Raw genomic sequence first — 13447 nt, forward strand, 5'->3', positions numbered from 1 at the left:
CAAGGGGCCTTTGACGTCAGCTGCCCATGCGAAGGCCGGTCGGCTCGGGCTCGGACGGGGCGGCCTCAACGTGAGCCCAATGCCTGCCGTGCGGCATTGATGAGGTTGTGCGCGTCGACGCCGTACACGGCGGACTCCCGGAGTGTTTGCCAGGTCCGCAGGTAGGTGTCCACGCTGGTCTCGTCGTCGATCCACAATTCCGCGTGCCAGTTCTCGACGATCACCTGACGGTCGTCGTAGATCCAGAAGGCGGTGGCCGGGGGGATCTTGAGGGAGGCGTGCAGAGGAATGATCCCCAGCTCTACCGTGTCCAGGCCGACGGCTCCTGCGAGGCGGTCGAGCTGGGCAGCAAGCACCGACGGCGGGCAGATCAAGGCGTGCAGGGTGGCCTCCCACATGATGAGGTGGAAATGCTTCGAGGAGTCGTACAGCGCCTCTTGTCGCCTTATGCGGGACCGCACTGCCGCCTCGGTGTCGCGCGGCGATCGCTGTAGCTCTGCGTATCTCGTGAAGATCGATCGGGCGTAGTCCGGCGTCTGGAGAATTCCGAAGATCATGGAGGGCTCCCAGCCACGGAACACCGAGGCGTCGGCATGAGCGTTCAGGTGGGTGTCCTGGACCGCCTTGTGTCCCGAGGCCAGCTGTCGCCGCCATGACCGGATGTGTGACTCGAAGCCCCGGAGGCGCGCGAGCAGCTCGTCGTGCACCTCGGGCCGGCCGACTGCCTCCGCCCACTTGCGCAGGTCATCGGGCGTAGGAGTCTGCCTGCCGTTCTCCAGCCTGCTCACCTTGGACTTGTTCCACCCGTACTGCTCAGCGAGCTCCGTACCGGTGAGTCGGCCCCCAGGTGCGGAGAGCCGGAGTTCGCGCAGCCGTGCCCCGAGTACTTCCCGCGCCTGTTGGTAGTCCGTGCTCACCGGTACGCACCTGCCTCAGTCCTCCTTCGCGGTCAACCGTGCCGCGAGCTCTTTGTACGGGATGGCGTGATGCAGCACCGCGTCGCGCACCATTGCGTACCGCAGTACTTCTGCAGGCTCCGTGATCAGTTCGACGTTGAGCAGATCGTCGTTGTCGTCGAAGTTGAGCAGCGCGACCAGCCGGGAGTCGAAGAGCCAGAAGTCTTCGACGGGCAGGCCGAGCTCATCGGCTGTCGCTCGCCAGAGGTTGAGGATCTTCTCTCCGACCGCGCTGTTTCGACGCGCGTTGTCCAGCAGATATAGCTGGGCAGCCGTCGGCGGGTTGTCGACGATGCGGACGCGCTCGAACCGCTTGCCGAGCGCGGTCTGCTCTTGGCGCTCCGCGCACCATTCTGCATCGACTCCCTCCCACTCGACCGGCTCGCCCCGGGTGAACTGGGCGTAAGTGTCCGTGAGCTCGTCGGACGCGTACCGGCGGCGGGTCTCCAGGCGCCACGCTGTGTGCTCGAACTGCGTGAAGAGCCGGTCGAACTCGTCCAGCCCGATGATGTCCGGCACGCGGATGATCTCCTTGGGTGCGAAGTCAACGAGCAGTTCGCGCGGCACCACGATCGGTACCTCACCCTCGTTCAGGTGCCGGAGCTGGGCGACGTCTTCAGGGTCGGTGAGGGCCGGGCCGTGCACGATGACCTCACCCGTGTCGAGGTCTTCGTGAAGAGACGGGCAGCCGTTGACGCCGCTGCCCGTTCCATTGAATCGCAGTCGCCGCGCCATGATCACGTCCTTCCGATGGGGGCTTATCTCCCAAGCTTCCCCGACGTCAGCGTCTTCTGGTGGAGCTCCCATCGACTCGTATCAGCAACTTTGCGCAACCACGTCCGGTAGTCGAGCAACTTCGGGCAACTGCCGTGGCGGCCTTCAACTCCGTCTTTTTAGGCTCTTGTTCATGCCTACGACGGAACTGCGGGACGTCGACCCGCACGCGGCAGTGGAGTCTCTGAGGGCGGCGCTCACCGAAGTCGGGATCGTCTTCCCGTCCCTCAGCGCCGACTTCGCGAGCCCCGACCTGAAACTCGTCGAACTGGCGCGCGTCCGCGCCGATGTAGCCGAACGACTCGCAGAAGTACTCGGCGATGGGGCCACGACGAGTGACGGCAACGGGGGAAGACGACGGGACTCTGGTTATCGACACGAAGACGGACAAGACCGGTTACGTGATGGGGCGCGCCGGCTCCTACGTCCAACTACGGCCCCCCGGTGGCGGACGAGAGTGGGACGCGGACCCCGATGCTGTTCGGCGGGCTACGGACACCGAAGTGCTGCGCGCCCGCGTGACCGAGATGAACCGGGCAGAGCGATTCGGATGACCATGCCGGCTACCGAGACCCTGCATCTGTCGGCGGAGTGCGCGCTCGCCGCCCAGCCCGACTACACCGAGCTTCACCGCGATTGCAGCCAGACCGAGGACATCCCGCTGCCCCACGCCAGCGGCATCTGGCTTGTCCGCCGCTGCGGCTGCCCCCACCACGCCTACAACCACAAGCGGCCCTCGCTGTCCCGTACGTCCGAGTCAGCTCCTCCAGATCCTGGCTGACAGGGCGCCTCGACGTCAGCGCACCTCTCGACTGCCAGCAAGGTACGACACCTCTCAGAAAGGGAACGCCCATGACCGTCATGCTCGACAGCCCTTCCCTCGCCCGCACCAGGGAACCGAAGGAACTGCTCAACGCCGTCCAGCCGCACATCAGGCATCTGACCGTCAATGTCCTGGAGAGCGACATGAGCCTGTGGGAGCGCGAGGTCGCCCTGCTGCTGCGAGACCACACGATGGTTCGCGACATGGCCGAACGCATCCTCGGCAACGCCGTCGTTTACACCATCGGTTGCATGGAACACCCTGAGGTTCACCTCGGGGTCGGGAAACTCGTCGACATCGGTGTCCACCAGCTCATCCTCGACACACCCGTGTGGTGGGCTCTGTGCGACGCGTACAACGAGGGTCGCTACAAGCACCACGCCCCGTTCATCGAGCGCCGTCGCGACGGCCTGTGCCTGCGCACGGCGGATTTCCTGAAGTCCATCGGCTTCGACATCGATGAGGAGCTGTGGGCCATCGACGGCACGGACTGCTCGCCGTGCGACAGCAAGGTCCCCGACAGCCACTGAATCGCCTTACGCCGGCCCCTGTCCTCGGTCTCCCGGAGGACAGGGGCCAGCCCTTGCGAAGAGGAATCGCCTTGCCCGCACAACACGACATCGCCGCCGAGACGGAGCTGTGGGACACCTTCGCCGCCTCCGCCTTCAAGGACGACGCGGAGCCGAGTTTCTGCTGGACCCAGTACGCCGGTCACGGACCCGGCCCCGAACTGCTCGGCAACCCGCGATCCGTGCTGGAGATCGGCTGCGGCACCGGCCGCGCCCTCGCCTACCTCGCTCGCCACGGGATCGCTGCTCGGGGCGTTGACCTGTCTCCCGGCATGGTCAAGAAGACGTCTACGAAGTGGGCCGGCACAGGCGTGGAGTTCGTGTGCTCCGAGGTCCTGGAGTATCTGAGCGGGCACGGGGACGTGTACGACGCTGTCTACTCGATCTTCGGAGCTGCCTGGTTCACCGACCCTGGCCGTCTCTTCCCGCTCGTCCGCCGGCGTCTCAAGCCCGGTGGCGCTTTCGTCTTCTCTCAGCCGCCGGCCATTCCCGGCGCGTACGGGCCGCAGGGCATGTACAAGGGAGGCTTCGCGGGCAAGGCCATGTTCACCTACCGATACAGCTACCGCCCGGCCGTGTGGGAGCGCCTGCTCACCCGGGCCGGGTTCGCCACAGCCGACGCTCAGGTCCTCGACGCGCCTCACCCCGGGCACATCGGGACGCTTCTCGTTCGCGCGGTCGCTCGGTGACGCGCAGGGCTCCCACGGGCTTCACCTGGACCATGTGGAGGGCCAGGAAGCCCTTCATTGAGCTACGGATCAGAAGGTTGCAGGTTCGAATCCTGCCGAGTGCACACCAGGCCAAAGGCCTCTTGGACATCTTGAGTCCAAGAGGCCTTTGACATCAACGCACCAGGGCGATGCTCTGGACGAAGGTGATTGCGGTGTCCAGCAGCCTCTGATGAACGAGATGGTGCGAGAGGCAGAGCGTGTGCCGGGTTTGACGCTGCCTTCGGCTCTGCTTGACCTTCTGCGAGTTGGAAGGAGGCATCGTGGCTGCCAATCACGACGCGTTCCCCACCGGCCGTTGACCTCGTGGAGCGAAGGCACGCCCCAGTCGACCATCCGGTGGGCATCGGGCGAAGCGACGGATGACCTCGTTGCTTGATACTCGGTACTCCGTCCAGGAGCGGGGCACGCACGCCAGCACTACTTGTGTTGCTCTCCGGTGATGGGCACTGCTGGATCGGACTCGGCTACCGCACTTGCGGGCGGGATGGCGAGACGTCTTCCCAGGTGTGCTGCTCGGTGTGGCCGGCAAACAGACAGCAGGCCTCACTGTCGGGACGCGGGGCGACCGCTGGGCAGTCCGGCAGTACGGCCAGGCTCACCTCGATCCTCTCCCGCCAGCGAAGCCACAGCGCGATCCCGTACTCGACGAGGTCGCCAAGGAGGCCGTAGTGCTCATCGCCGCTGTGCGTGGACAGCTGGCACTGCACTGCCCTGTCGACGCACTCGGCGGCCGACCTCTCCCGCGCTTCCCGCGCCATGTCCAGGGGCACCCGGCGCCAGTGTGTGCACTGCATCACGACACCAGCCGCAGAGATTCGACGGAGTTCCGCTCCGCGCAACGACGGCATGCGCAAGGCGGAAAGCTGCCGGGGTTGTCCGGGAGGACCGGATCATCCCCCACGCGTACCTCGGTGAGAGACCCCCACGTTCGGCCGGAGTCGCGCGAGACCCGCAGTGTCATCCGTACGTCGTCCTGTCCGTTCGCCATGGTCAGGAGCATCGCGATCTGCGGACTCGCCCGGAAAGGCCAGGCGGATTACCCAACTTGAGTAGCATCACCCTTGGTTGATTGAGAGTGACGATCCGTAGTTCTCATGCTGGAGCGTGCCGATGCCCGAGCCATCCCACTCGAAGGAACTCCCGGTCAGGCTGCTCACGGACCCGGTGATGATCGAGGCGTGCCGGGCCAGAGACTTCGGCCGCATCTTTCAGCTGGTCAAAGCGCGAGCGGGTATCTACCCGTCGATGATCGCGCGACGTTGCGACCTCACTCCCAGCCGCGTCGGCGAGGTGATCTCGGGGCGACGGCAGCTACTGCACATGGACGTGATCGAGCGAATCTCGGACGGACTGCGCATCCCCGGCCACATGCTCGGTCTGGCCCGGCGCTCGTGGGAGACGCCGCAGAACTTGACCGTCACCCCACGAGAATCCTCGCAGGAACCGGTCTCCGCCGAAGTGCAGTTGGCCGAGGGGCTGCCGGGGGCGGACGTGGACAGCATCCTCGCCCTGGCGGCCGAGAGGCACCTCAGCCCGTCGACGCTGGACGCCTTGCACTCGTCGATCGCGGACTACTGGCGGCGGGACGACGAACACGGCGGCGAGACCTTACGGCCGGCGGTCGTCGGCCAGCTCCGCTAAGTCGTCGGTCTCCTTGGGAAGAAGCGCCCCGCGCCCATGCGGGACGGCTTGCACAGCATCGCGGCTGAGCTGGCCCGGCTCACCGGTTGGACGTACTTCGATGCCCGCCAGTTCAACCAGGCATGCGCCTATTTCACCGAAGCCTTGGGGCTGGCCAGGGCCATCGACGACCGCCAGTTCATGGCCAACGTCCTCGCCTGCATGAGCCTCCAGGCCACCTACGAGGACAAGCCCGGGGACGCCCTCGCTCTCGTCGCGGCAGCGCAGGACCAGACCCGAGTAGCCGTAGAGACGACACCGCGCGTGCTGGCCATGCTCGCGATGCGTGAAGCCTTCGCCCACGCCACCCTGAGGAATCACGGTGCGACCCACACCGCGATCTCGGAGGCCCACACCCACTTCGGCCGGATCAGTACCGGCGATCCGGACCCGGCCTGGGTCGTCTACTTTGACGAGCCGAAACTGATCGTGGACACAGGCATCGCGCACGGCCGCCTGGGCGAAGCCGCCCTTGCCGAACCCCTCATCGCGGACGCTCTCCGCCGAGAACATCAGACGAACCACCGAGGCCGTGCCTTCCACGCCTTCTGGCTCGCTCGCACCCAGCTGCAACGGGGCAAACTCGACGAGGCGTGCCACACGGCGATGGATGCCCTGGTCCCGGCGGCTGCCGTCAGTTCGCAGCGAGTCTCCGGCCACCTGCGGGAGTTCTACGCGCAGTTGGAGCCCTTCCGTCAGGAACCGGCCGCAGTGGCGTTCGAGTCCCGTCTCCGGGAGATACTGCCCAGCCAAGTCAGCGGATCGCCTCGTCCATGAGCACGTAGAGCAGCCCGACCAGGGATCCGCTGCTGACGATTTCGCGCCGGTCGATCATGCCCCGGACGTCGGCCAGCGGGATCCATTCGATCCGGTCCGACTCGTTCTTCTCGGTCGGCGGTCCTTCGTAGGTCGCTCCATCGGACCGGAACACGTGGTGCTGGGAGTCGGTGATGCCGTTGGCCGGCTCGGCGTAGATAAGGGATTTGATCGGGCCGGGCCGCCAGCCGGTCTCCTCCAGCACCTCACGGGCAGCAGCTTCAGCCGGCGTCTCGCCCTCCTCGACCAACCCCATGGGCAGCTCCCACGCCCAAGCGTTCGTGATGAAGCGGTGCCGCCACATCATCAAGACCTCGCGCCGCTCGTTGACGACGGCGGCCACGGCCAGGTGCCGGAGCTTGACGACGTGGTGTTCCCAGCGGTGCCCATCGGGCGTCTCGACGTCGGTGAGCCACAGGTTCACCCAGCTGTTCTCGTAGATCGGACGTTCCCCGTGGATCTTCCACTGCATCGCTGCGGCCCCTCTCGATCGGCCTACAGCATCTCAGAGCAAGTGGGGAGGCAGGCCGTGTTCAGGGCATCACGGCATCGTGGACACGCAGTTGTGGCGCCCGTGTGCAGGGCTGTGCGGCAGAAGACGCAGTGCACGCCCGCTGCTGCTGGGTAGCGAGCCCACCACGACCGGCGGCAGCGTGATGAGTCGCCTGTCGGGCAGGGCGCCCGGGGTGGAAGGATGGCGTGTGGTCGGTCCTCTGGCGATTTCAGGGTTCTGGCTGGCCCCGGCTTTGCGGAGGTGCGAACTCCGTTCCGGGGCCGTTCTGTTGCTACGGGACCGTTGGTCGGCCTCGCGAGGACGAAGCTAAACCCTGGGCTTGAATTTCGTCAACCCTGGGGTTTACAGTCGTGCTGGCCGCGCCGCAGGAGGGAGCGCGGGTATGGCGAATGACCGTGAGCAGACCGAGGAGGTGAAACGTTTGATGGAAGCCATTGCGGCATTCAGGGACATCGAGGACGACGAGGCTTGTGCCTTGGCCGTCTCGCGGGTGTTGGAGGACTGGCCCAGCTATCAGACGAATCTCCGACAACTACGGCAGCAGCGTGTCAACGCCCTGAAGGCACAAGGTAGGACGTGGAAGGAAATAGGCCAGCTCCTTGGAGGCGTTTCCGCAGCCCGCGCCCAGCAGATCGGCAAGGGGCTGAGCGGAGCGCAACGTCGCAGGGCCGACCGCGAAGCGCAAGGGCCTGCCGCCGAATAACAGAACGGCCGAGCGGTGCAGAGACCGCCCGGCCGTAGTGACCAGCGGGTCATCACCCCGCCGATCCGAAATCCGCCCATGTGAAGAGAAGGATTCGCGTTCGATCGTAGGGCCGGCACCCGCGTGGTGACCACTCCCGCGCCCTGAGCCGTCCGCGACGGCCCCCTTTTTCGCGATCCCCGCGGTCCCACCGGCCGCCCCTCACCCCACGGACTGTGATGCGCCACCCCACCGGCGCGGCCTCGTGCTGCGCTTCTCCGTCATGCCCGGATCCGGCATGGGCCCCCGTTCCCCGCATGCTCCAGGAGCTCGACGCGACAGCCTCCCGGCGCGCCCAGCCGCGTGTGTGGCTACCAGCGGTGGTGTGGCTCGTGGAGGCGGGTCTGCATCGCCGGGCAGGGGCGACGACGCTGGCCGTCGCCCGGGATCTGGCGAGGCGGATGGACTACCGACTCGGTTTCGTGCTGTACGACCTGGAGGGCACCGCTGCCCGGTGCGGGGTGTCGGCGGCGACGGTGAAGCGGCACGTCCGGGTGTTACGGGAGCTGGGTGCGCTGGTGTGGCAGCGGCACGGGACGAAGCGGAATCTGCGCCTGCCCGGCCGCCGGTACGCGGGCACGGCGACGATCTATGCCGCGACGATCCCGGCCGTGTACGACTCGGCGATGGGGCACCGCCTGGCGGGCGCCGGATACGGGGCGCGGGTGAGCGGAGTGACGGACGAGGGCCGGACGCGTGCGGTGGAGAGCGCGCAGGCGAAGGCCCGACCTGTGGATAACTCGCGTTCGGGAAGCCGGGGTTCAGACGGGCGTGCGCCCCATTCTTCCGGGCCCCACCACGACCTACGCCAGGCTGATGTGAGCGGGAAGTTGAACTACACCTCGCGCAGGCGCACGTCGTCCGGCCGTGTACCGGCGCGTTCCCCGTTCCGGGTCGCCCGTGACATCGCCATCGCCCGGCAGGTGCGTCCCCTCGTCGCCTGGACGCAGCACGAGGGGCTGCGCCGCCTCGCGTACGCGCTGCGCCCGCTCATCGACCGCGGCCTCGGTGCCCGCGACATCGCTGCCGAGCTGTACGGGATGTCCATCGGCCCGCGCCCGGCCCGTCCGGCGGCCCGCATCATCGCGGCCCTGGCAGCCGACCGCGTGCCGGTGGGGCGCGTGGGCGCGAACCCGACCGAGGCGTTCAGCCGTGCCGTGATCGACGTGCGGGAGTCGTCGGCCGAGTCTCCCGGGAGCGCGGCACCGGTGGGGGCTGACGGCGCGTCGTACGGAATCGGCGGGCTGACCCGTACGGAGGTCGTCCGGTTACGCTCGGCCGCCGCGACCGACCCGGGGCTGGTGCTCGCCGCCCTGGAGAACCTCGGCGAGCGGGACACCCGCCGTCTGTACACGAACCGGCTCGTGGACGAGGTGCTGCTGTACGAGTTCACCGGGGCGCGCCGTGGGCGTATCGGCGCTCGGCACGACCCTGCCCTGACGTGACCGGTGTGGAGGGCGAGAGGTACCGCTCTGCTCAAGCGGTACCGGGCACGGAAGCGCTGAGCCTCTGTGCCCGGCATGGGCCCGGCACGCCGCAGGTCAGGCCTGCGCCTGGACGGCGGAGCCCTCCTGCGCCGGTTCCCGGACGACGCGGCGGCGGCGGCGGGACGGGATGCCGAGGGTCGGGTTCGCGACGGCCCAGGCCGCTCCCCTGCACACCATCTCCTTGTAGACGGCGGCGAGCCGGCCTGTCAGGGCTGCCCGGACGGAGCGGTCGTCGGCGGTGACGTACTGGATCACGCCCTCCTTGCGGCCCAGCGAGATGCACTGGTTGAAGTAGCGGGGCGGCGTGTTCGGTAGCTCGCCGCCGGTCAGGCGTGCCGCGATGCTGTCGGCGGCCCGCCAGGCGGCTGGGGCGGCCGAGGCGCAGGACATCCGGAGGGGTTTGTCGCCGGGGCCCATCGCCATCGCGGCGTCGCCGATGGCGTACACGTCCGGGTGCGAGACCGAGCGCATGGTCGCGTCGACGACGATCTGGCCCGTGTCGCTGACCTCCAGGGCGGTGGCCCTCGCGATCGGGTGGACTGCGAAGCCGGTGGCCCAGACGGTGACCGCGGCCGGGACGGACGTGCCGTCGGCGGTGGTGACGTGGTCGGTCTCGACGCCGGTGACGGCGGTGTTCTCGTGCACCGTGATGCCGAGCTTGTCGCAGACCTTCCGCAGGTGCCCGCGGCCCTTGGGCGAGAGCCAGTCGCCGAGTTCGCCGCGGGCGGCGAGGGTGACGTCGAGGTCCGGGCGGGACTCGGCGATCTCGGTCACGGCCTCCAGTCCGGTGAGTCCGCCGCCGACGACGACCACGGGCTGTCCGGCCTCCAGGCGGGCCAGCCGTTCGCGCAGCCGGAGTGCGCCGGGGCGGCCGGCGATCTCGTGGGCGTGCGCGGCGGTGCCGGGGACGCCGTGGGTGTTCCAGCTGCTGCCGAGGGCGTACACGAGGCTGTCGTACGTCAGCTCCCGCTCCCCGGCGCTGTTCGGCTCCCTGACGGTGACCGTCCTGCGGTCGACGTCGATGCCGGTGACCTTCGCGAGCTTCGGCTCGACCCCGGTCCCCGCGAACATCCTGCTGAGGGGCCGGGGCCTGAGGTTCTGGCCGACCGCCAGCTGGTGCATCCGGACCCGCTCGACGAAGTCGGGCTCGGCGTTGACGAGGGTGATCGTGACGTCTTCGCGTCGCAGGCGCTTGGCGAGGCGTCCGGCGGCGGTGGCTCCGGCGTATCCGGCTCCGAGAACGATGATTCGATGCTGCATTTCCCTGCTCCTGTCTCGCGCGGGTTCGCCCCTTGAACCGGGCGGCCCGTCGTTTCCTGACAGGAGCAGGATGTGATGTGCGTCACGTCGAGCTAGAAGGCGTTGAACAGGGGTTCTCCGTGGTCACCGGCGGCCGCCCAGTGCTGGGTCGCGCGTGCGAGCTTGTCGGGGTTGGCCTGGCTGCGGATCGCGGCTATGCCGTCGGTGGTGATCTCCAGGCACATGATCCCGATGACCCGGCCCTCGAAGACCACCACGACGGCGGGGGCGCCGTTGGCGGTCGAGAGGTGGACCTCGGGTGAGCCGCCGACCAGGGTGCGCTTGGCCTTGCCGGGTTTGAACAGGCCTCGTATGAACGTCGCGACCGCGAGGGCGCCCTCGAACGCCTTGGTACGGGCCGGGACCTTTCCGCCGCCGTCGCCGATGGAGACGGCGTCCTCGGTGAGCAGCCGCACGAGCGGCTCGGTCCTGCCACTGGTGGCGGCCGTGAGGAACTCCTCGACGATCCGCCGGGTGGCGGCCTCGTCGACCTCCGTGCGGGGCTTGCCCTCCGCGATGTGCTTCTTGGCGCGGTGGAAGATCTGCTGGCCGGCGGACTCGGTGATGTCGAGGATCTCGGCGATCTCCCGGTGGGAATGGCCGAACGCCTCCCGCAGTACGTACACCGCCCGCTCGTTGGGGGAGAGCCGCTCCATGACGGCGAGCACCGCGTACGAGACCGATTCGCGCTGTTCGGCGGTGTCGGCGGGCCCGAGCATCGAGTCCCCGCCGAGCAGCGGTTCGGGCAGCCACTGGCCCACATAGGTCTCGCGCCGGGCGCGGGCCGAGGTCAGCTGGTTGAGGCACAGGTTGGTGAGGACCTTCGTCAGCCAGGCCTCGGGGACCTCGATCCGGCCGACGTCGGCGGCCTGCCAGCGCAGGAACGTGTCCTGCACGGCGTCCTCGGCCTCGCTCGCCGAGCCGAGGAGACGGTAGGCGATGGCTTCCAGGCGGGGCCTGGAGGCCTCGAACCGGTCCACGTCCTGCACGGTCAGGTCCATGCGCCGCATCCTAGTCCCGCGCCCGTTGTCAGTCCCCGGTCGTAGGGTTCGCGCATGGAATGGCAGTGCACCGGGCTTCGGTGGCCCGAGGAACGGGGCGGTCCCGTGCTCGGGTGGCGGAAGGGGCGCGAGGTCCGGGGGAGTGCGCTGGCGTACGGGGCCGGGTTCGGGTTCCGCGCCGAGGGCGTGCGGGGCTGCGCCGGGGCCCGGGGGAACGCGTGCCCGGTGGGGGCCGCGGTGGCCGCGCGGAGCACCGGGGGCCGCTGTCCGGAGTGCGGGCGGCTGGACCGGGCCCATTCGGTGGCGGCCGACACGATTCCCGATGACCCGCGTACCTACCGCGTGTACCTGGCCTGGTTCGGGCCCGGGATGGTGAAGGTGGGGATCACGGCCGAGGAGCGCGGTGCGGCCCGGCTGCGGGAGCAGGGGGCGGTGGTCTTCAGCTGGCTGGGGCGGGGGCCGTTGATGGCCGCGCGCCGGGCCGAGGAGTTGCTCCGGGCCGCGCTCGGGGTGCCGGACCGGATTCCGTACGCGCGCAAGCGGGCGGTGCGGGCGGAGCTCCCGGGGGCGGCCGAGCGGGCCGGTGAGGTGGGCGCGCTGTACGGGCGTGCCGCGGCGCTCGACGGGGGCGGCTGGCCGGAGGCGCTGGAGCGGCTGCCCTTCGAGGCCGTCGATCACGCGGGGATCTTCGGGATCGGCGAGTGCACCGGGGTTGGCGGGAGTGGTGGTGGGGTGGTGCGGGCGGTGACCGGGCTGGTGGGCGGGGGTGCGGTCGCGGGGCGGCTGGTCGCGGCGGCCGGGCCCGATCTGCATCTGGAGACCGGTGCGGACGGCATCGTCGTGGTGGACACCCGGCTGATGACCGGCTGGGCGCTGGCGGCGGCCGGTGCGGAGGCCGGGGTGAGTGTGCCGACCGTCGGCGTCGGGGGCGGCGTGTCGCAGGACGGGCTGTTCTGAGATCGTCGGACGGGCGGACGGGCGGACGGGCGGACGGGCGGACGGGCGGACGGGCGGGCGGACGGACGAGCGAGCGATCGTGCGGTCGGGGCCGGGCGGAGACCGCGCCGGCGGGCGATCGGATCATCGGAGAAGAGGGTGCCGGATGAGTGAGGACCTTGCGGGCCGCGACGACGTGGTGCGGTTCCGGGAGCGGCTCGGGCTGCCGGGGCTCATCGACGTCCACACGCACTTCATGCCGGAGCAGGTGCTGCGCAAGGTCTGGGCCTACTTCGACTCCGCCGGTCCGCTGACCGGGATGGAGTGGCCGATCGCCTACCGGCACGACGAGGACGAACGGCTCGCGCTGCTCCGCTCGTTCGGCGTCCTCCGGTTCACCTCCATGCTCTACCCGCACAAGGCGGGCATGGCGGCCTGGCTGAACGGCTGGGCCGCCGGGTTCGCCGACCGGGTGCCCGACTGTCTGCACACCGCCACCTTCTTCCCGGAGGAAGGCGTGGAGCGGTACGTGGCGGAGGCGGTCGGGGCCGGGGCGCGGGTCTTCAAGTCGCACCTCCAGGTCGGGGCGTACGACCCGAACGATCCGCTGCTGGACCCCGTGTGGGGGCTGCTCTCCGAGGCCGGGATCCCGGTCGTGACGCACTGCGGTTCCGGGCCCGCCCCCGGGAAGCACACCGGGCCGGAACCGGTCGGCCGGCTGCTCGCCAGGCATCCCCGGCTGCGGCTGATCGTGGCGCACATGGGGATGCCGGAGTACGCGGAGTTCCTGGCGCTCGCGGAGGCGTACCCGCAGGTGCGGCTCGACACGACCATGGCGTTCACCGACTTCACGGAGAACTTCACCCCCTTCCCGAAGGCGGAGCGGGGGCGGCTCGCGGCGCTCGGGGACCGGATCCTGCTGGGGACGGACTTCCCGAACATCCCGTACCCGTACGCCCATCAGCTGCACGCCCTGGAGCGGCTGGAGCTCGGGGACGACTGGCTGCGCGCGGTCTGCCACGACAACGCGAAGGCGTTGTTCGACTGCTGAGCGGTACTGCCGAGCCGGGCCGGTACGGCCGAGCCGGGCCGCCGCTGCCTTTCCCGGGCTTTCTCAGG

General features: G+C 69.1%; 13 protein-coding genes and 1 pseudogene. 8 read left to right on the top strand and 6 right to left on the bottom strand.

Annotated elements, in window-relative coordinates; all coding sequences use genetic code 11:
* Nucleotides 1-65: 65 nt before the first annotated feature.
* Nucleotides 66-917 carry a helix-turn-helix domain-containing protein gene (locus tag ACIQM0_RS34685; RefSeq protein ID WP_401294500.1) on the bottom strand — a complete coding sequence of 284 codons (852 nt, stop codon included), beginning with the start codon at nucleotides 915-917 and terminating at the stop codon, nucleotides 66-68.
* 15 nt (nucleotides 918-932) lie between these two features.
* Nucleotides 933-1691, bottom strand: a complete 759-nt coding sequence (locus ACIQM0_RS34690) for a DUF6879 family protein (protein ID WP_363023002.1) — start codon at nucleotides 1689-1691, stop codon at nucleotides 933-935.
* A 589-nt stretch (nucleotides 1692-2280) separates the two neighbouring features.
* Between ACIQM0_RS34690 and ACIQM0_RS34695 the strand changes: the two genes are divergently transcribed.
* The 3 genes from ACIQM0_RS34695 (at nucleotide 2281) to ACIQM0_RS34705 (ending at nucleotide 3811) form a co-directional block, all read left to right on the top strand.
* A complete protein-coding gene (locus ACIQM0_RS34695; RefSeq protein WP_401294502.1) occupies nucleotides 2281-2511 on the top strand; it encodes a hypothetical protein in 231 nt (76 codons plus the stop codon).
* A gap of 71 nt (nucleotides 2512-2582) precedes the next feature.
* Nucleotides 2583-3083, top strand: coding sequence for a hypothetical protein (locus tag ACIQM0_RS34700; protein ID WP_401294504.1), 501 nt, complete (start codon nucleotides 2583-2585; stop codon nucleotides 3081-3083).
* Nucleotides 3084-3154: 71 nt separating this feature from the next.
* Complete coding sequence (locus tag ACIQM0_RS34705) at nucleotides 3155-3811, top strand: class I SAM-dependent methyltransferase (RefSeq protein ID WP_401294506.1); 657 nt, start codon at nucleotides 3155-3157, stop codon at nucleotides 3809-3811.
* 506 nt (nucleotides 3812-4317) lie between these two features.
* Here the strand turns inward: ACIQM0_RS34705 and ACIQM0_RS34710 are convergent.
* Nucleotides 4318-4647 (bottom strand): hypothetical protein, encoded by a 330-nt coding sequence (locus ACIQM0_RS34710; protein WP_401294508.1) that lies wholly within the window; start codon nucleotides 4645-4647, stop codon nucleotides 4318-4320.
* Between the two features lie 316 nt (nucleotides 4648-4963).
* Between ACIQM0_RS34710 and ACIQM0_RS34715 the strand changes: the two are divergent.
* A pseudogene (locus tag ACIQM0_RS34715) lies at nucleotides 4964-6310 on the top strand (hypothetical protein).
* On the opposite strand, the gene ACIQM0_RS34720 reads toward ACIQM0_RS34715, so the two are convergent.
* Nucleotides 6288-6821, bottom strand: coding sequence for an NUDIX hydrolase (locus ACIQM0_RS34720; RefSeq protein ID WP_401294510.1), 534 nt, complete (start codon nucleotides 6819-6821; stop codon nucleotides 6288-6290). The pseudogene ACIQM0_RS34715 and the gene ACIQM0_RS34720 sit on opposite strands and share 23 nt — an antisense overlap.
* A 424-nt stretch (nucleotides 6822-7245) precedes the next feature.
* Between ACIQM0_RS34720 and ACIQM0_RS34725 the strand changes: the two genes are divergently transcribed.
* The gene (locus ACIQM0_RS34725) at nucleotides 7246-7566 is read left to right on the top strand and encodes a hypothetical protein (RefSeq protein WP_363067929.1); all 321 of its coding nucleotides are present in this window, start codon (nucleotides 7246-7248) and stop codon (nucleotides 7564-7566) included.
* Between the two features lie 296 nt (nucleotides 7567-7862).
* Nucleotides 7863-9050, top strand: a complete 1188-nt coding sequence (locus tag ACIQM0_RS34730) for a cell wall protein (protein ID WP_401294512.1) — start codon at nucleotides 7863-7865, stop codon at nucleotides 9048-9050.
* 96 nt (nucleotides 9051-9146) lie between these two features.
* Here ACIQM0_RS34730 and ACIQM0_RS34735 read toward each other — a convergent pair whose 3' ends face one another.
* Both ACIQM0_RS34735 and sigJ read right to left on the bottom strand, forming a co-directional pair.
* On the bottom strand, nucleotides 9147-10352 hold the full coding sequence (locus ACIQM0_RS34735; protein WP_401294514.1) for an NAD(P)/FAD-dependent oxidoreductase: 1206 nt from the start codon (nucleotides 10350-10352) through the stop codon (nucleotides 9147-9149).
* A gap of 92 nt (nucleotides 10353-10444) precedes the next feature.
* Complete coding sequence (gene sigJ / locus ACIQM0_RS34740) at nucleotides 10445-11392, bottom strand: RNA polymerase sigma factor SigJ (protein ID WP_401294516.1); 948 nt, start codon at nucleotides 11390-11392, stop codon at nucleotides 10445-10447.
* A gap of 54 nt (nucleotides 11393-11446) precedes the next feature.
* Between sigJ and ACIQM0_RS34745 the strand changes: the two genes are divergently transcribed.
* Together ACIQM0_RS34745 and ACIQM0_RS34750 are read left to right on the top strand one after the other, a co-directional pair.
* Entirely contained in the window at nucleotides 11447-12349 is a 903-nt protein-coding gene (locus ACIQM0_RS34745; RefSeq protein WP_401294518.1) for a DUF2797 domain-containing protein, read from the top strand.
* Nucleotides 12350-12494: 145 nt separating this feature from the next.
* Nucleotides 12495-13379 (top strand): amidohydrolase family protein, encoded by an 885-nt coding sequence (locus tag ACIQM0_RS34750; RefSeq protein ID WP_401294520.1) that lies wholly within the window; start codon nucleotides 12495-12497, stop codon nucleotides 13377-13379.
* The last annotated feature ends 68 nt before the right edge of the window (nucleotides 13380-13447 follow it).

It is taken from the genome of Streptomyces sp. NPDC091387, from assembly GCF_044756945.1.
GTDB lineage: Bacteria > Actinomycetota > Actinomycetes > Streptomycetales > Streptomycetaceae > Streptomyces.

What these genes read in the sequence shown, in the direction of transcription:
- ACIQM0_RS34690 (WP_363023002.1), bottom strand. Translation starts at nt 1,691, where the DNA reads ATGGCGCGGCGACTGCGATTCAATGGAACGGGCAGCGGCGTCAACGGC.
- ACIQM0_RS34695 (WP_401294502.1), top strand. Translation starts at nt 2,281, where the DNA reads ATGACCATGCCGGCTACCGAGACCCTGCATCTGTCGGCGGAGTGCGCG.
- ACIQM0_RS34700 (WP_401294504.1), top strand. Translation starts at nt 2,583, where the DNA reads ATGACCGTCATGCTCGACAGCCCTTCCCTCGCCCGCACCAGGGAACCG.
- ACIQM0_RS34710 (WP_401294508.1), bottom strand. Translation starts at nt 4,647, where the DNA reads ATGCAGTGCACACACTGGCGCCGGGTGCCCCTGGACATGGCGCGGGAA.
- ACIQM0_RS34720 (WP_401294510.1), bottom strand. Translation starts at nt 6,821, where the DNA reads ATGCAGTGGAAGATCCACGGGGAACGTCCGATCTACGAGAACAGCTGG.
- ACIQM0_RS34725 (WP_363067929.1), top strand. Translation starts at nt 7,246, where the DNA reads ATGGCGAATGACCGTGAGCAGACCGAGGAGGTGAAACGTTTGATGGAA.
- ACIQM0_RS34730 (WP_401294512.1), top strand. Translation starts at nt 7,863, where the DNA reads ATGCTCCAGGAGCTCGACGCGACAGCCTCCCGGCGCGCCCAGCCGCGT.
- ACIQM0_RS34735 (WP_401294514.1), bottom strand. Translation starts at nt 10,352, where the DNA reads ATGCAGCATCGAATCATCGTTCTCGGAGCCGGATACGCCGGAGCCACC.
- sigJ (WP_401294516.1), bottom strand. Translation starts at nt 11,392, where the DNA reads ATGGACCTGACCGTGCAGGACGTGGACCGGTTCGAGGCCTCCAGGCCC.
- ACIQM0_RS34745 (WP_401294518.1), top strand. Translation starts at nt 11,447, where the DNA reads ATGGAATGGCAGTGCACCGGGCTTCGGTGGCCCGAGGAACGGGGCGGT.
- ACIQM0_RS34750 (WP_401294520.1), top strand. Translation starts at nt 12,495, where the DNA reads ATGAGTGAGGACCTTGCGGGCCGCGACGACGTGGTGCGGTTCCGGGAG.